The sequence below is a fragment of the Micromonospora sp. Utrum1 genome, assembly GCF_057197805.1.
This window is the reverse complement of record NZ_CM170071.1, coordinates 628,848-645,384: the sequence shown is the minus strand read 5'-3', so window position 1 is coordinate 645,384 and position 16,537 is coordinate 628,848. Positions and strand designations below refer to the sequence as shown.

18 protein-coding genes and 1 pseudogene are annotated in these 16,537 nt (G+C 74.7%); 3 read left to right on the top strand and 16 right to left on the bottom strand.

Annotated features, from left to right (window positions below):
• Positions 1-50 precede the first annotated feature (50 nt).
• From AC0OLQ_RS03175 to AC0OLQ_RS03155, 5 genes are all read right to left on the bottom strand, one after another.
• Complete coding sequence (locus AC0OLQ_RS03175; protein ID WP_484530119.1) at positions 51-662, bottom strand: hypothetical protein; 612 nt, start codon at positions 660-662, stop codon at positions 51-53.
• Positions 653-1,192, bottom strand: coding sequence for a hypothetical protein (locus AC0OLQ_RS03170; protein WP_484530118.1), 540 nt, complete (start codon positions 1,190-1,192; stop codon positions 653-655). The genes AC0OLQ_RS03175 and AC0OLQ_RS03170 overlap by 10 nt, the downstream gene beginning before the upstream one ends.
• 119 nt (positions 1,193-1,311) lie before the next feature.
• Entirely contained in the window at positions 1,312-3,660 is a 2,349-nt protein-coding gene (locus AC0OLQ_RS03165) for a sodium-translocating pyrophosphatase (RefSeq protein ID WP_484530117.1), read from the bottom strand.
• 316 nt (positions 3,661-3,976) lie between these two features.
• Positions 3,977-4,414: an ATP-binding protein gene (locus AC0OLQ_RS03160; protein ID WP_357332570.1), complete on the bottom strand. Its 438-nt coding sequence runs from the start codon at positions 4,412-4,414 to the stop codon at positions 3,977-3,979.
• Complete coding sequence (locus tag AC0OLQ_RS03155) at positions 4,414-4,770, bottom strand: STAS domain-containing protein (protein WP_357271804.1); 357 nt, start codon at positions 4,768-4,770, stop codon at positions 4,414-4,416. Before AC0OLQ_RS03155 ends, AC0OLQ_RS03160 begins: the two co-directional genes overlap by 1 nt.
• Positions 4,771-4,895: 125 nt before the next feature.
• Between AC0OLQ_RS03155 and AC0OLQ_RS03150 the strand changes: the two genes are divergently transcribed.
• From AC0OLQ_RS03150 to AC0OLQ_RS03140, 3 genes are all read left to right on the top strand, one after another.
• Entirely contained in the window at positions 4,896-7,370 is a 2,475-nt protein-coding gene (locus AC0OLQ_RS03150) for a DEAD/DEAH box helicase (protein ID WP_484530116.1), read from the top strand.
• Between the two features lie 131 nt (positions 7,371-7,501).
• A complete protein-coding gene (locus tag AC0OLQ_RS03145) occupies positions 7,502-7,708 on the top strand; it encodes a hypothetical protein (protein WP_484530115.1) in 207 nt (68 codons plus the stop codon).
• Between the two features lie 111 nt (positions 7,709-7,819).
• Complete coding sequence (locus tag AC0OLQ_RS03140) at positions 7,820-8,398, top strand: LURP-one-related family protein (protein WP_357332565.1); 579 nt, start codon at positions 7,820-7,822, stop codon at positions 8,396-8,398.
• 188 nt (positions 8,399-8,586) lie between these two features.
• On the opposite strand, the gene AC0OLQ_RS03135 is transcribed toward AC0OLQ_RS03140, so the two are convergent.
• The 11 genes and pseudogenes from AC0OLQ_RS03135 to AC0OLQ_RS03085 all read right to left on the bottom strand — a co-directional run bounded on the left by AC0OLQ_RS03135 (position 8,587) and on the right by AC0OLQ_RS03085 (position 16,454).
• Complete coding sequence (locus AC0OLQ_RS03135; protein ID WP_484530114.1) at positions 8,587-8,976, bottom strand: YybH family protein; 390 nt, start codon at positions 8,974-8,976, stop codon at positions 8,587-8,589.
• Between the two features lie 101 nt (positions 8,977-9,077).
• Positions 9,078-9,446, bottom strand: coding sequence for an Rv3654c family TadE-like protein (locus AC0OLQ_RS03130; protein ID WP_484530113.1), 369 nt, complete (start codon positions 9,444-9,446; stop codon positions 9,078-9,080).
• 23 nt (positions 9,447-9,469) lie between these two features.
• A complete protein-coding gene (locus AC0OLQ_RS03125; RefSeq protein ID WP_357332882.1) occupies positions 9,470-9,787 on the bottom strand; it encodes a TadE family type IV pilus minor pilin in 318 nt (105 codons plus the stop codon).
• 203 nt (positions 9,788-9,990) lie between these two features.
• A complete protein-coding gene (locus tag AC0OLQ_RS03120) occupies positions 9,991-10,158 on the bottom strand; it encodes a DUF4244 domain-containing protein (RefSeq protein ID WP_013283643.1) in 168 nt (55 codons plus the stop codon).
• A gap of 23 nt (positions 10,159-10,181) precedes the next feature.
• Positions 10,182-10,808 carry a type II secretion system F family protein gene (locus AC0OLQ_RS03115; RefSeq protein ID WP_484532256.1) on the bottom strand — a complete coding sequence of 209 codons (627 nt, stop codon included), beginning with the start codon at positions 10,806-10,808 and terminating at the stop codon, positions 10,182-10,184.
• Positions 10,809-10,947: 139 nt separating this feature from the next.
• Positions 10,948-11,850, bottom strand: a complete 903-nt coding sequence (locus AC0OLQ_RS03110) for a type II secretion system F family protein (protein WP_484532255.1) — start codon at positions 11,848-11,850, stop codon at positions 10,948-10,950.
• Positions 11,851-12,218: 368 nt separating this feature from the next.
• Positions 12,219-13,428, bottom strand: a pseudogene (locus AC0OLQ_RS03105) (TadA family conjugal transfer-associated ATPase).
• A complete protein-coding gene (gene ssd, locus AC0OLQ_RS03100; RefSeq protein WP_484530112.1) occupies positions 13,425-14,528 on the bottom strand; it encodes a septum site-determining protein Ssd in 1,104 nt (367 codons plus the stop codon). The pseudogene AC0OLQ_RS03105 and the gene ssd overlap by 4 nt, the downstream one beginning before the upstream one ends.
• 176 nt (positions 14,529-14,704) lie before the next feature.
• Positions 14,705-14,866, bottom strand: coding sequence for a hypothetical protein (locus tag AC0OLQ_RS03095; protein WP_484530111.1), 162 nt, complete (start codon positions 14,864-14,866; stop codon positions 14,705-14,707).
• An 11-nt stretch (positions 14,867-14,877) separates the two neighbouring features.
• Complete coding sequence (locus AC0OLQ_RS03090; protein WP_484530110.1) at positions 14,878-15,852, bottom strand: CU044_5270 family protein; 975 nt, start codon at positions 15,850-15,852, stop codon at positions 14,878-14,880.
• Positions 15,849-16,454 carry an RNA polymerase sigma factor gene (locus tag AC0OLQ_RS03085; protein ID WP_484530109.1) on the bottom strand — a complete coding sequence of 202 codons (606 nt, stop codon included), beginning with the start codon at positions 16,452-16,454 and terminating at the stop codon, positions 15,849-15,851. Before AC0OLQ_RS03085 ends, AC0OLQ_RS03090 begins: the two co-directional genes overlap by 4 nt.
• Positions 16,455-16,537: the final 83 nt, after the last annotated feature.

Below are 16,537 nucleotides of genomic sequence, written 5' to 3'. Positions count from 1 at the left end.
TCCGCACGGTGTGTCCGGGATCGGACAGCCGGTGGGCTTGCGCCGGAGGATCAGCCGTGCGTCCCCGGCCACTCGGCCGCCGGCACGGCCCGCGGCCGGTCCCCCACCAGCTCCGCCAGCCGGGCCACCCGCCGTCGACCGGTGATCCGGTACGCCGGCCCGCCCTCGTCCGCCTCCACGAACGCGGCCGGGAGCCCCACCGCGGCCAGCGCGGCGCGCACCGGCCGCCAGCACTCCTCGTCGGCCGGGCCGAGCCGGAGCTGGAACCCGGCCGGGTCGGCCGCACCGGCGGCGGCGAGCCAGAGCCGCAGCCGCCGCCCGTTGAGGTGGAACCGCGCCGGGGGCCGCTTCACCGTGCCGCGCAGCCAGGCCAGGCCCAGCGGGGCCAGCGTGGTGGCGTACGCGGTGCGCACCAGGTGCTGCCCGTCCTCCGTCGGCTCCCAGCCCGCCGGGATCCCCCGGGCGCCCAGCTCGGCCACCAGCACGTGCACCCGCCAGGCGGCGTCCACCACCACGGAGATCCGGGCCGTCCCGCCCATCCGGACCACCTCACCCGGCCCGGCGAGCAGGCCGGCGAGATCCGCCAGCGACGGATCGGCCGCCTCGGTGGAGAACAGCGAGGGCTGGCGGGCCGGGTTCTGGGAGGGAGGGGTCAGCGACACTCCGGGACCTCGTCGAAGGCCTCTTTGAGCTCGGGTGAGTTGAGCCTGCTGGTGTCCAGCGCGCTCGCGTCGTACTCCTTGTTGAGCGTGTCCACGGCGGCCCGCACCCCGTCGTAGAAGGGGCCGGCCTGGGCGATGTCCAGCCCGTCGATGGTGTCCCGGGCCCGCCCGTACGCGTCCCGGACCTTGCTGAGCGAGGCGCGGAACCCGGCGGAGATCTCCGCGCCGTGGTCGGTGTCCGGCACGCCCGCCTCCTCGACCTTGCGCCGGGCGGTCTCGCTGGCCTCCTCGGCCCCGGCGAAGAGCCGGACCAGGTTCTCCTTGGCCTGCGCCGGGGTGGTCTGCGCGGTCATCTGCTGCTGGGTGCTGCTGGTCAGCTTGTTGATCTCGGCGCGCCAGGGGCTGAGCGCCTGGCAGACCGACGCCGCCCAGGCCTGCGGGCTGGGGCCGCCGCAGCCGGCGACGACGAGGACCAGCGTGGCCAGGACCACCGTGAGCTTTCCGGCGGTTGCCGCCCGGCGCGTACGCATGCGAAGCAGCGTACGACCTCCCGGTGGAAGTGCCACCGGTCAGGTTTCGTGCACGGGACCACCGGACGGCACGGTTCCCGGCCGGCCGAGGCCGACCGGGAACCGTCGCATCGCCCGGGTCAGGCGTTGACCGCCTCCGGGTGCTGGTCGGGGGTGCCGGCGTCGCTGCCGGAGTCCGCCATGGCCACGCCCTTGCGCTTGCTGAACACCACCGCCGCCACGATGACCAGCGCGGCCACCACGGCGATCGCGATCCGCAGCGGGGTGTTCCGGTCGTCGCCCACGCTCCAGGCCACCACGGCCGGGGCGATCAGCAGCGAGACCAGGTTCATCACCTTGATCAGCGGGTTGATCGCCGGGCCGGCAGTGTCCTTGAACGGGTCGCCGACGGTGTCGCCGATGACGGTCGCGGCGTGCGACTCGGAGCCCTTGCCGCCGTACGCGCCGTCCTCCACCAGCTTCTTGGCGTTGTCCCAGGCGCCACCGGAGTTGGCCAGGAAGACCGCCATCAGGGTGCCCGCGCCGATCGCACCGGCCAGGTACGCGGCCAGCGCGCCCGGGCCGAGGCCGAAGCCGACCGCGATCGGGGCCAGGATGGCCAGCAGGCCGGGGGTCATCAGCTCGCGCTGCGCGTCCCGGGTGCAGATGTCGACGACCTTGCCGTACTCGGGACGCTGGGTGCGGTCCATGATGCCGGGCAGCTCACGGAACTGCCGGCGGACCTCCATGACCACGGCGCCGGCCGAGCGGGACACCGCGTTGATGGCCAGGCCGGAGAAGAGGAAGACCACCGCCGCGCCGATGATGAGGCCGACCAGGTTGCGCGGGTTGGCCACGTTCAGCGAGTTGAGGATCTCGCTGCCGACGTCGCCCACACCCGCGTCCTCGTACGAGGAGCGCAGCGTGTCGGTGTACGAGCCGAACAGCGCGGTCGCGGCGAGCACCGCGGTGGCGATCGCGATGCCCTTGGTGATCGCCTTGGTGGTGTTGCCGACGGCGTCCAGCTCGGTCAGCGTCCGTGCACCGTGCTCGTCGATGTCGCCGGACATCTCGGCCACGCCCTGGGCGTTGTCGGAGATCGGGCCGAAGGTGTCCATGGCGACGATGACGCCGACGGTGGTGAGCAGGCCGGTGCCGGCCAGCGCCACCGCGAACAGCGACAGCGTGATGGAGCTGCCGCCGAGCAGGAACGCGCCGAAGACGCCGGCGCCGATCAGCAGCGCCGAGTAGACCGCCGACTCCAGGCCGACGCTGATGCCGGCGAGGATGACGGTGGCCGCACCGGTCTGCGAGCTCTTGCCGATGTCCTGCACCGGGCGCCGGTTGGTCTCGGTGAAGTAGCCGGTGAGCGCCTGGATCGCGGCGGCGAGCACGATGCCGATGACCACCGCGCCGATCGCCACCAGCCGCGGGTTGCGGTCGACGTCGGTGAGACCGCCCTCCAGCTCGCCGAAGGTCGACGGCAGGTAGGCGAACGCGGCGATCGCCACCAGCACCGCGGCGATCACCGCGGAGAGGTAGAAGGCCCGGTTGATCGCGGTCAGACCGTTGCGGTCGGAGGTGCGCAGCCGGGTGATGAAGACGCCGACGATCGCGACGAGCACGCCGATGGTGGAGATGATCAGCGGGAAGACCAGGCCGGTCTCGCCGAACGCGGCACGGCCCAGGATCAGCGCGGCGACCAGGGTGACCGCGTACGACTCGAAGAGGTCGGCCGCCATGCCGGCGCAGTCGCCCACGTTGTCGCCGACGTTGTCGGCGATGGTGGCGGCGTTGCGCGGGTCGTCCTCCGGGATGCCCTGCTCGACCTTGCCGACCAGGTCGGCGCCCACGTCGGCGGCCTTGGTGAAGATGCCGCCGCCGACCCGCATGAACATGGCGAGCAGCGCGGCGCCGAAGCCGAAGCCCTCCAGCACCGTCGGGGCGTCACCCCGGAAGATCAGCACGACCAGCGCCGCGCCGAACAGGCCGAGGCCGACGGTGAGGAAGCCGACCACGCCACCGGTGCGGAAGGCGATCTTCATGGCGCCCTCGCGCCCGCCTTCCCGCTCCCGGGCGGCCGCGGCGACCCGCAGGTTGGCGCGGGTGGCCAGCCACATACCGGCGCCCCCGATGAACGCGCTGAACAGCGCGCCCACCACGAAGAACGCCGACCGGCCGATCTTCACGAGGGTCTCGCTGCCGTCGGTGTCGTGCACCGGCAGCAGGAACAGCAGCACGACGGCGATCACCACGAAGATCGCCAGGGTGCGGAACTGCCGCAGCAGGTACGCGGACGCGCCCTCCTGCACCGCCCCGGAGATCTCCTGCATGTTGGTGGTTCCCGTACCGGCCGCCAGGACCGCCCTGGTGAGGGCGGCCGCGAAGACGAGCGCCACCAGCGCGATGACCGCGGCGATGACGACGTACGTCACGTTGGCTCCGGTAAGGGACAGTGCGCCGCCGTCGGCGGCCAAGGTCCCGGACATCTATGTCCTCCTGTACCGAACACTCGCGCCGGCCAGTGGAGACGCACGGACCGACGCCTGGATGCGGACTCGCAAGCGCGCGCCGACCCACCCCCGCGGACCAGCGATGTACACCCATTCCCGCTGGCTGCGGGACGGGACACTTGCTGACAACCCGCGTACTGTAGCCCTCCGACGTGTTGAGGGTCACAGGGAGGGGGCACCCGGTCTCGATGATCTTCGTAACTGTGCTATGTGAAGAAATCTGATATAAGGCCCGGAAAGTACGACGAGACCGCGCTCCCCGAGGGGAACGCGGCCTGCTGGAAGGACAGGGTCAGGCGCGGCCGGCCGGCCAGACCATCCGGACCTCGGTGCCGACACCCTCGTCGACCGGGCGGACCTGGAGGTCCTCGACGAAGCCGGCGAGCAGGGCGAAGCCCACCCCGGTGGTCAGCGCGTCCTCGCTGAGCGACTCCTTGGCCAGCTCGTCCGGCGGCAACGCGGCCAGGCCGATGCTCGCCTCGATCGGGGCGCGGTCCACCACCCGCACCGTGTACGCCCCGCTGTCGGACATCTCCACGTACACCGGGTCGGGGAGCCCGTACTGCCGGTGCAGCGCGACCGCCCGGGTGCACGCCTCACCGATGGCCAGGCGCACCTCGTCGAGCAGGTCCTCGCGCACCCCGGCCCGGCGGGCCACCGCGACCCCGACCAGGCGTGCGGTGCGGACGTGCACCGGGGCCGGCGAGAAGGAGAGCTTGACGGTCGCCATCACGCGCCGGCGCCGGTCGGGTCGGCGTCGATCGCCGCGTCGACCGTGGGATGCAACGGGAAGACCTGGTCCAGGGCGGTGATCCGGAAGATCTTGAGCAGCGGCTCCTTGTCGCAGACCAGCGCGAAGGAACCGCCGGCCGAGCGGAGCCGCTTGAGCGCGCCGACCAGCACGCCGAGGCCGGTCGAGTCGAGGAAGTCCACCCGGCCCAGGTCGACCACGACCCGGCGGGCACCACCGTCGATCAGCTCCAGGAGCCGTTCCCGCAGGCGCGGCGCGGTGTAGACGTCCACCTCACCGCCGACCTCGAGCACCGTGTGCTCCCCCACGGTGCGGGTCGCCAGCGACAGCTCCATCGGTCCCTCCTCGGTAAGCTCTCCTGGGCATCTAACCATCCCCGCGCGTGACCCTCTCCGGGTCATCGGCGAAGCCTCCCCCATACCCCCGCCCCCGGTTTCCAATTCCGAACACCAGTGCGAGAGTGCAGGACGTGACCTTCGACAGCTTCAGCTCGGCGCGTCCGTCGCCGCGCCACGACCTGAAGCCGTCGGCCGCCACCGTACCGGCGCCCAGCGGCCCGGGCCGATCGCCGGGTGAGCTGCTCCGTCGGCTGCGCCTGCGGCACGCCGCCGACCCGGTCACCCACGTCGAGCGGGTGCCGGCCCGGGCCGGTGAGCCGGCGCCGTGGCCGGACTGGGCCCCCGACGAGCTGCGGGCGGCGTTCGCCCGGCGCGGCGTGGTCGCCCCGTGGCGGCACCAGGCCGAGGCCGCCGAGCTGGCGTACGCGGGGAAGCACGTGGTGGTGGCCACCGGCACGGCGTCCGGCAAGTCGCTGGCGTACCAACTGCCGGCGCTGGGCACCCTGCTCGCCGACCCGCGCGCCACGGTGCTCTACCTGGCCCCGACCAAGGCGCTCGCCGCCGACCAGCTCCGCGCCGTCGCCGGCCTGGAGCTGGAGGGGGTACGCCCCGCCACCTACGACGGCGACACCCCGCGCACCGAGCGGGAGTGGATCCGCCGGCACTCCCGGTTCGTGCTGACCAACCCTGACATGCTGCACCACGGCATCCTGCCCGGGCACGCGCACTGGTCCGGGTTCCTGCGCCGGCTCGCGTACGTGGTGGTCGACGAGTGCCACACCTACCGGGGCGTGTTCGGCTCGCACGTGGCGCACGTGCTGCGGCGGCTGCGCCGGCAGTGCGCCCGCTACGGGCGTACCCCCGTCTTCGTGCTGGCCTCGGCCACGTCGGGCGACCCGGCGACGGCGGCCGGGCGGCTCACCGGCCTGCCCGTCGCGGCCGTCACCGAGGACACCTCGCCGCGCGGCGGGGTGACCTTCGCGCTCTGGGAGCCGCCGCTGCTGCCCTCCGCTTCCGCTGACGAGGAGGTCGCCGACCTGGTGACCGTCCGCCGCTCGGCGCTGCGAGAGACCGCCGACCTGCTCACCGACAGCGTGATCGAGGGGGTACGCACCCTCGCCTTCGTCCGGTCCCGGCGTGGCGCCGAGGTGGTCGCCGCGAACGCCCGGCGGGCGCTCGACGAGGCGGTGCCCGGGCTCGGCGACCGGGTGGCCGCCTACCGGGCCGGCTACCTCCGCGAGGAGCGCCGCGAGCTGGAACGCGCGCTGCTCACCGGCGACCTGCTCGGGCTCGCCTCCACCAACGCCCTGGAACTCGGCGTCGACCTGGTCGGGCTGGACGCCGTGCTGATCTGCGGCTGGCCGGGCACCCGGGCGTCGCTGTGGCAGCAGGCCGGCCGGGCCGGCCGCTCCGGCGACGAGGCCCTCGCGGTGCTGGTGGCCCGGGACGACCCGCTCGACACCTATCTGGTGCACCACCCGGAGGCGCTGTTCGGGCGGCCCGTCGAGGCGACCGTGCTAGACCCGGCCAACCCGTACGTGCTCGCGCCGCAGCTCGCCTGCGCCGCGCACGAGGCCCCGCTCACCCCGGCCGACCTGGAACTCTTCGGCGAGGGCGCGAAGGAGGCGGTCGACTCGCTGGTCGGGGCGGGCGCGCTGCGGCAGCGGCCCACCGGCTGGTACTGGCGACACCGGGAGCGCCCCGAGGTCGACCTGCGCGGCGAGGGCGGGGCGCCGGTCTGCGTGGTGGAGGAGTCCACCGGCCGGCTGCTCGGCACCATCGACGGCGGCTCCTCGCACTTCCTGCTCCACACCGGCGCGGTCTACCTGCACCAGGGCGTCTCGTACGTGGTCGACTCGCTCGACCTGGCCGACGGGTGCGCGCTGGTGCACGCCGAGGAGCCGGACTGGTCCACCCACGCCCGGGACGTCACCTCGCTGTCCGTGGTGTCCGTCCGCTCCTACGTGGACGCCGGGCCGGTCGGGCTCTTCCTCGGCGAGGTCGACGTGACCAGCCAGGTGGTGTCGTACCAGCGGCGGCGGATCGCCACCGGCGAGGTGATCGACACCCGGCCGCTGGACCTGCCGGCGCGGGAACTGCGCACCGTCGCGGTCTGGTTCACCCTGTCGCCGGAATCGCTGGCTCTTGCCGGCGTCGAGGCCGCGGACATCCCGGGCGCGCTGCACGCCGCCGAGCACGCCGCGATCGGCCTGCTGCCGCTGATGGCGACCTGCGACCGGTGGGACATCGGCGGGCTCTCCACCGCCCTGCACCCGGACACCGAGGCGCCCACCGTCTTCGTCTACGACGGCCACCCGGGCGGGGCGGGCTTCGCCGAGCGGGCCTACGGGACGGCCGCCGCCTGGCTGCGCGCCACCCGGGAAGCGATCGCCGAGTGCGGGTGCGAGTCGGGCTGCCCGTCCTGCGTCCAGTCCCCGAAGTGCGGCAACGGCAACAACCCGCTCTCCAAGCCGGACGCGATCAAGGTCCTCGACGTGGTCCTCGCCAACCTGGCGGAGGTCGAGGGTGGGCGCGGGGCGGTGCTGCCGCGGCAGGAGGAGCGGACTGCCGAGCGGGCCGGCGCCGGAGGCGACTGACCGGCGGCCGTCGAAGTCTGGGACGGGTGCATGACTGGGGCGACGACCGGGCATTGATACATGGGAGCGCTTCCATCGGTGTGGTGGAAGCCCGAGGTGACCCGAGATTCTTCGCGCCGGGAGGTACAGCCGTGGCCGACACGATCGCCGAGACCGTCGACCTGCTCTACACGATCGACCAGGAGAACCTCACCCCTGACCAGCAGATCGCGCTGGGCACCGCGCTGGCCGGCCTGGCCCAGGCGGAGCGCCTGGAGCAGATCAACGAACGCCTGCGCGGCATCCATCAGGTGCTCAACGCCTGGGCCATGAAGGCGACCGTCGATGGCGGACGCTGACCGCTGACCGGCCGTCGCGCCCGGATCACGACCGGAACGCGCCGGTCACGGGCACGCGGGTGACGGCCAGGCTGTGCGAGACTCCGGCGTCCGCCTCTTCAAGGAGATCTGATGCAGCTCGACAGCTTGCAGGCCCAGCAGCGGTTCATCGTCCGCCAGCGGATCCGGATGATGGTCAACCAGTACGAGGTCCACTCGGTGGCGCCGGACGGCTCGGAGGGTGGGCTGCTCGCGTTCGCGCAGCAGAAGCGGCTCGCGTTCAAGGAGCAGGTGACCATCTACACCGACGACTCCAAGCAGTACCCCCTGCTCGGCTTCAAGGCCCGGCAGCGCCTCGACCTCGGCGCCACCTACGACGTGACCGACCACGCCGGCACCCCGATCGGCCTGTTCCGCAAGGACTTCGCCCAGTCGCTGCTCCGCTCCACCTGGCACGTCGAGCAGGCCGGCCTGCCGCAGATCACCGGGCAGGAGCGCAGCCTGCCGGTGGCCCTGCTGCGCCGCTTCGTCGACTCGCTCTCCTGGCTGCCCTACCACTTCGACTTCGTGGCGAACGGTCAGCCGGTGTTCTCGGTCGACAAGAAGTGGGGCCTGCGCGACCGGTACGTCGTCGACATCCACCAGCCGCAGATCGACCGGCGCCTGGTGATCGCCATGGCGGTCGGCCTGGACGCCCTCCAGGCCCGCTGACGCCGACAACTTCACCGACCGAGCCGCCCTTCTCGCGGTGGTGTCGGGCCTTCTCGCGGTGGTGTCGGGGCGGTACGCGCTTCCGCCCCGACACCACGGCCGGTCCTCGCTGTCGGCTCCGGTGGAGGATCTCCGTTGGCGAGCGGGAATGACCTGGGGTGACGGCTGCTGGCGCCCGGCGTCCAGGGTCAGGGTGTGTGGTGCGGCGCGGAAGGCCCAGGGCTGAACGGCCACTCTTCGAAGGCCCGGCACCGGCCGTCCGGGGCGAACGTGAGGACCCACAGATCGCGGAACAACTGGGGCCGAGGACCGCCGTATCGCACTTCCAGCCGTACGACCGCCTGCGGGTCGTCGACGGCGACGATGTGGAAGTCCATCTCGAATTCCTCGTGCGGCCCGGCGCGTTCGGCGTCCCACAGCACGCGGATGGCGTCGAGGCCCCGGTGCGGCTCCTGGAACGGCGACATCTGATAGGTGGCGTCGGTGGTGAAGAGCCGGTCGAGCTGGTCGGTTCCCGCCGTACGCCAGGCGGATTCATAGGCCCGGATCCAGGCTTCTACGCCAGACCTGTCGGTCATAGCGGGCTCCCCTTCTGTTCGGCACCGCCGGGGTGGATCGCTGCAGGTCCAGTTTCCAGCGTCTGGACACGAGACGTGGGCAAAGGCCGGGGACCCGGCACTCAGCCTCGGGTCAGGCCGGCCCGGGAGGTGGCGGTCGCCACCCGGGTGAGCCCGGGTAGCGGAGCGACCTTCACCTCCGTCGTCACCACGACGTCGAGGCCGTCGAGCCGGCACGCCGTCAGCCGGCCGCCGTTGGCCGCGGCCAGGTCGGCGGCCCGGCCACACGCCGCGTCGGCACCCTCCAGCGCCCGGCCGGCGCCCGCGAGAGCCCCGAAGTCGGCGGCGTCCCGGGCCTGGTGGCGTGCGCACCGGGCCGCGCCGAGCCCGGCACCGAGGAGCCCGACCAGCACGAGCACCAACCCCACGGCAAGCAGGCACACGGTCGCCCCACCGTGCTCGGCGCCCTGGTTCCCCCACCCGTTGATCACCCGACGGGCCCCGTAGCACCCGATCACGGCTGCGGTCCGGGGGCGCCGGGCTCGACGGCGGCCACCGCGGTACCCGACACGGTGAGCCGGGGCAGCCGGGCGCCGAAGCTCCGGACCGGCGCCCGGACGGTCACGGTGACCCGGTCGCCGGCCACGGTCACCGAGACGTCGGCCCCGGGCGGGGCGTATCGGGCGCCGGTCGCCGACCCGGGTTCGCCGCGGGCGGCGGCGAGCGCCGCCTCCCGCGCCGCGTCCAGGCAGCCGGCCCGCGTGGTGACCGCGTCGACCGCGGTGAGACCGGCGAAGAGGAGAAGCATCAGCGCCGGCAGGCCGGCCGCCAGCTCGGCCGTGAACGAGCCGCGTTCCCGGGCACCCCACGGTCGCTGCCCGTCGACCCGTCCCGGCTGCCCCGGGCCGGTGCCGCCGGAGGAGGAAGCCGGGACCGGACCAGTGCCGCTGAACGAGGACCCCGGGACCGGACCGGTGCCGCTGAACGAGGAATTCGCGTCCGGGCCGGGCCGGCGGCCAGCCCACCGGCGACCGGTCACTTCAAGGCCCGGTCGATCACGGCGGTGAGCGCGGACTGCACGTTGCCGGAGGTGAGCACCTTCAGCAGGATCCCGGCGAAGGCGACCGCGGCGAGGGTGCCGACGGCGTACTCGGCCGTGTTCATCCCGGCGTCGCCGCGCAGGCGGGTGAGAAGTTTGCGCATGTTGTACTCCCTTTCTCGGGGATTCAGAGCACGTCGCCGAGGACGGCGACGATCACCGGCACCAGACCGGCGAGAATGAAGGCGGGCAGGAAACAGAGCCCAAGCGGCAGCACGATGAGCACCCCGGCCCGGCGGGCGGCCGCCTCGGCCGCCGTCGACCGGTCGGAGCGCAGGTCGTCGGCGAGCCGGCCGAGCGCGCCGGCCAGCGCCGCGCCGCTGCTCGACGAGCGGATCGCGGCGGTCGCCAGGCGCTCCGCCCCGGACACGGGTCGCAGGTGGTCCCACGCCTCGGCCGCCGTGCCACCGAGTTCCAGCGTCCGCCCCACCCGGGCGAGCCGGTCGGCGAGCGGTCCACCGAGCGCCTCGGCGACCGCGAGCACCGAGCGGTCCACCGGCGCACCGGCCCGGAGCGCGGAGGCCAGCAGGTCGGCGGCGAGGGGCAGGTCGGCGGTCTCCCGGAGCCGGCGGTCGCGGACGGCCCGCGGCTCGATCCGGCGCAGCAGGCGGTCGGCGGCCGGCGCGGCCAGCGCCCCGACGAGCACACCGGGCCAGCCGCCCACCACGACCAGTGCGGCCACCCCCGCCAGGCCCGCCCCGAGCCGGATCCGGTCCGGCCACCAGGCCGGGCGGTTCCGTTCCGCCGGCCGGATGGGTGCGAGGAGGCGTAGCCGCCGCGCCGGATGGGTGCGAGGAGGCGTAGCCGCCGCGCCGGACGGACGGCGGGCCCGGACATGACCAGGAGCAACGCCGCTCCACCGAGGCAGGCCGCCGCCACCGCCTGCCGCGACATCAGACGGTCCGCCCGGGTGCCGCGCCGAGCCGCTCCGCCCAGAGCAGCCCGCCGATCTGCAACGCGACGGCAGCGACGGCGCTGCCGCCACCGGCCGGGGTGTGCAGGAGCACGGCCACCGGGTCGACGCCGATGGCGTACCCCAGCCCGATCCCGCCGAGCGGTAGCGCGGCGAGCAGCCAGGCCGTCGCCCGGGCGCCGGCCGCCTGCGCGGCTGCCGCGGCCAGGCCCCGGTCCGCCGCCCGGGCATCGGCCTCGACCCGTTCGAGCAGCTCGGCCAGGGGTGCCCCGGTGCGGTCGGCCAGCCGCACGGCGGCTCGCGCCAACCGGGCGACGCGCTGCGGGCCGGCACCGATCGCCCCGCCGGCCGGCAGCCCGGCCCGCAGGTCGGCGGCGAGCGCGCCCAGCTGGTCCAGGTCGCGGCGGTGGGCCCGGTCGGCCGCCTGGCGGGTCCGCCGGCGCAGCACCGCCCGGGCTGCCAGCGTGCCGTAGGCGGCCAGCACCACCGCGGCCACCGGGCCGCCGAGCAGCGCTCCGGCTCCGGCGCCCACCACGGCCGCCGCAGGCAGGGCAGCTCGGCCGGACAACGGCGAACGAGCGACCGGGCCGGACGGCTGGTCTGGCAGGGCTGGCGGGAGCACCGGGGGCTGTGACGCCGGATCGGAGCCGTGCCGGGCGCCGATGACGGGCTGGGCACAGGGCGACGGATCGAAGCCGTGCCGGGTGCCGATGACGGGCTGGGCACAGGGCGACGGATCGAAGCCGTGCCGGGCGCCGATGACGGGCTGGGCATACAGCTCGGAGCCGGAGGCCGGCGATACGGCACCCGATCGCCAGGATCGGAGCGCGGCGGCCAGCCAGATCCGGGGCACCCGATCCAGGAGGACAAGGGCGGCGGCCAGCCGGGACCGGGGCGCGCCCGTTGGAAAGTGAGCCGCTCGCACTGATCGTTCACTGCGGACGGAACCAGTGGGGATGAGCCCGGCGGCCGGGCGGGTCGGGTCACGCCGCCCCGGCGGCCGGCCCGGTGGAGGACGGTCGGCGGGAGACCCGAGGTTGGTGGTGGGCCGGTGGGAATGGCTGGGGTGCGTTCGCACCGCCGACTCGCCCCTGGCGCCGGGACGGGCGCAGGCGAGCCGGGCTCCGCCAGGGCCAGGGCGGTTCCCCAGGTCGAGGACCGCGTGCCGCCGGGCCCGGCCGGCGCGTACCGGCCAGGCGACCGTCGCGGCGGCGCCGGCCAGGAGCACGGCCACCAGCCACACCTGGCCGGTCACGACGGACCCGCCGAGCCGGGCCACGCCGCGCAGAGGATCGGCGGCACCGCCGCACCCCGCTCGCGGAGCAGGGCGCCGAGCGGCCGGGCGGCGAGGCCGAGGCCGTCCCCGTACCCAGGCGGGGACCACGGTGACGACCCGGTCGGGTCCCTCGGGGAGGAGCAGGCTGACCGACTCCAGCACCCGACCCTCGGTGGTCCGCCGGACCTGCAGGAGGACCTGGAGCGCGGCGACGACCTGGGCGTGCAGGGCGGCCCGGGGCAGGCCGCCGAGCATCCCGAGCGCCTCCAACCGGGCCGGCACGTCCGTCGGGGCGTTGGCGTGCAGCGTCCCGGCCCCGCCGTCGTGGCCGGTGTTCAACGCGGCGAGCAGGTCGACCACCTCGGCGCCCCGGCACTCGCCCACCACCAGCCGATCCGGCCGCATCCGCAGCGCCTGCCGGACCAGGTCGCTCAACCCGACCGCGCCGACGCCCTCCACGTTCGACGTCCGGGCCTGGAGGCCGATCACGTGCGGGTGCACGGGCCGCAGCTCCGCCGCGTCCTCCACCAGCACGATCCGCTCGGTCCCCGGCACCAGCCCGAGCAGCGTGTTGAGCAGGGTGGTCTTGCCGGAACCGGTCCCGCCGGTCACCAGGTACGCCAACCGGGCGGCCACCACGGCGGCGAGCAGCGGGGCCACCGGCCGGGGCACGGTGCCCTGCCGGACCAGTTCGTCGAGGGTGAACGGCCGTTGCCGGAAGGTGCGCAGCGACAGGTAGGGCCCGTCGGTCGCCACCGGTGGCAGCACGGCGTGCAGCCGGGTGCCGTCGGGCAGCCGGGCGTCGGCGTACGGGGAGGCGTCGTCGAGCCGGCGTCCGGCGGCCGCGGTGAGGCGCTGGGCCAGCCGGCGTACGTCGTCGACCGTGCCGAGCGGCACCGCCACCTGGTGCAGGCCCCGACCCCGGTCGACCCAGACCCGCGTGCCGTTCACCAGCACGTCGGTGACCTGCGGATCGGCGAGCAACGGCGCGAGCGGACCGGCGCCGACGAGGTCGTCGTGGACCCGGTCGGCGATCCGCAGCAGGGCGGTGTCGCCGAGCACGGCGGCGTCCGACTCGGCTCGTACGGCGGAGACGATCGCCGCGGGAGTGACCGGGGTGGCCTCGGCGGCGAACCGGTGCCGGACGCGGACGGCCAGTTCCCCGGAGTCGGCGGGCCCGGTCACGCCGCACCCGCCGCGGGCACGTCGGTCAGGTCGGCGAGAAGCCGCTGGCAGAGCAGGGCGAGCGGGCCCTTCCCGGTGGCGGCCGGCGCCTCGCCGCGTTCCAGCCCCCGGCAGAGCCCCGGCTCGGGCCGGAGCGTGCCGGCGAGCGGCAACCCGAGGGCGCGGGCCACCTCGCCCGCCTTGAGCCGGCCCGGGGCGGGACCCCGCACGATCACCGCCAGGTCGGCGCAGTGCGGAGCGGCCACGGCGACCACCCGCGCGGCCGCGGCAGTGGCCCGAAGCTCCGCCGGTACGACAATCAGCGCTCGGTCGGCCGCCTGGAGGGCGACCACGGCCGCGTCGTCCAGGTGCCGGGGCAGGTCGAGGACGACCATGTCCCGGCCCCGGCGGGCGGCGTCGACGGTGGCGGCCATCGCCTCGGCCGGCAGGTGCCGCAGCGCGCCCCGGTCCCAGGAGAGGACGACCATGTCGCCACGGCTGGGCAGGGCCCGGACCAGCGACGGCGGATCGACCCGGCCGTCGGTGCCGGTGAGCCCGGGCCAGCGCAACCCTTCGAGCTGCTCCCAGCCGAGCACGAGGTCGAGGCCACCACCGAGCGGGTCGGCGTCCACCAGGAGGGTGCGCAGCCGGGCCCGGGCCGCGGTGACGGCCAGGCCGCCGGCCAGCACGCTGGCCCCGGCGCCGCCCCGCCCGCCGAGCACCGCCACGACCCGGGCTGGGCCGGCACCGGGCGGCTCACCCGCACACTCGGCGAACCGGTCGACCAGCCAGGGTTCGGCCGCGGGCAGGGTCGCCACGTGCTCGGCGCCGATCAGCTCGGCGATCTCCGTACCCGGGTCGAGTTGGCCGGAGCGACCGACCAGCACCGTCCGGGGCCGGCGCGGCAGGCGGGCCCGCAGGCAGGCCTGCGCCTGGTCGGCGCCGACCAGCACCAGCGGCGCCGGCGCCCAGCGGGCTCGGGCGGCGGCGGGATCGGCGGCCAGCTCGACCTCGGTGCCGACCGCCGCGGCGAGCCGCAGCAACTCGTCGAGGAGGTCGCCGTCGGCGGTGACGAGCAGGGGCAGCCGGCGGTACGGCGGCAGCGGGGTACGGGGCGGCATGGCGGCCTCCAGCGGTCGGACTCGGACGTGCCGCGGAGCAGCCTGCCGGCGGATCCGGCGCAGCGGCGCCCGCCCGGACGCCGCTGTGGATGACGGAGGCGGTTGTGGACAGCCGCCGGCCGGTGAGTCGATCTGCTATGGCCGGCCGGATCCGGACCCGTCGCCCCGACCGTCCTTTAGGCACTGATCCGTCGCCGCGATGCAACGACACCGCTCGCCACCGACGGCACGGCCAGCACGATCAGCGGCAAGGCGAACGTGCACGGCACGGTGACCTGCAACCAGCCGACCCGGGCGGCCGGACCCGCCATGGTCCGGCCGCCCGCGCGCCGTCGCACGTACCCGATGGTCAGTTGGTCCGGCCCGGCGCGTCGACGATCCTGCCGGCGATACGGATCAGCTCGACCTCGACGTCGCCCTTCTTCAGCCTGACCCCCTCCGGCGTCGTGTGGTCCTCGACCACGACGGTCCGGCCGCCGAGGAACTCGTGGGTGGTCGGGTCGAGCAGGATGTCCTCGCGCCGCCAGCCGTCCAAAACCAGGCCCACGGCGATCGCCGGGCGTCCGTCGAAGTCGACCGGCTCGCTGGAGCGGGTGACGCCGGGGATCAGGGCCAGTGCCCGCAGCAGGGTCGCCTTCACGCCGGGCGGCAGGACGTTGTCCCGCAGCATCGAGTCGATCAGCACGTACGGGAAGGCCTCGTCACCCTTGCCGGACGGGTCCTGGGCGCGCAGCCAGTCGAGCAGCGCCCGCGGATCGGTGGGCAGCCCGGCCAGCGTCGGGTAGTCCTGCGGCGGCATGACCCGCGGCAGGTCCGAGCTCTCCGTGCTCACTTCGAGCTTGCCGTCAACCAGCATGGCGCTCTGCCGGCCGTCGGCGCGCTGCCACGACCGCGTCGTCTCGCGGGTGGCCTGCTCCTTGTCCTGAGCGAGCTTGCCGCGGACGATTCGCATCTCGACGTAGGTCCACTGATCCGGGCGGGGTGGCGTGAACGGCTCGGTCTCGGCGTGCACGGCGGCCAGCTCGAAGGTCTGCGCGACCGCCCCGTTCGCCACGAAGGGCGCCGGCCGGGCCGGCGGAGTCGCCGGGCCGAGGCCACCGACCGCGACGACCCCGGCCACCAGGGCGGCGGCACCGAGGGCGGCGACGCCGGACCGCCACGCCCAGCCCGGCACCCGCCGGGCGGGCCTGCGCCCCTGCGGCACGGTGGCCCGACGTTCGGTGATCCGGGCCAGCAGCGCCGACCGGGCCCGGTCCTGAGCCTCCGGCGAGGGCGGCTCGACCTCGCTCCAACTCTCCCGCAGCGCGGTGATGTCGTCGATCACTCGGAATCCCCTCCGGTTGCCGTCGGATCGGCGCCACCCAGCGCCGCCCGTAATCTTTTGCGCGCCCGGTGCAGCCGGGACCGGACGGTGCCGGCGGGAATCTCCAGCGCGCGGGCCACCTCTTCGCAGGTCAAATCCGCCCAGGCGACCAGCAGCACCACCTCCCGGTCAGCCGGTGCGATCTCCTCCAGCGCCGCCGCGAGTCGCCCACGCACGGCCTGCGCGTCGAGGCGTACGGCGATCCGATCGGCCGGACCGTCGAGGCCGTCCCGGTCGGCGGCGGTGACCTGCTCCGCCCGGGCCAGTGCCCGGTAGCGCCGCGCCTCGGTCCGCTGGTGCCCGGCGATGAGGTTGGACGCGATGCCGAACAGCCAGGGCCGGGCGCTCTGCTGCGTGGTGTCGTACCGCCGCCAGTGGTCGAACGCGACCAGGAAGGTCTCCGCCGCCACGTCGTCGGCCAGGTCGCGACCCAGCCGACGGCTCGCGTAGCCGTGGATCGCCGGGTAGTAGCGGTCGAAGATGGTGTCGAACAACGCCGGATCCCCGTGCATCCGGCTGATGATCTCGGCGTCGGTGCACACGTCTCGTGTCACCACACCCATGAGTTCTCCTTCTGTCCCGGCATCCCTCCCGTACGGCCGAGGGCTCACCCCTACTTCGCCGACGGCGGTGGAAGTGTTCGGGC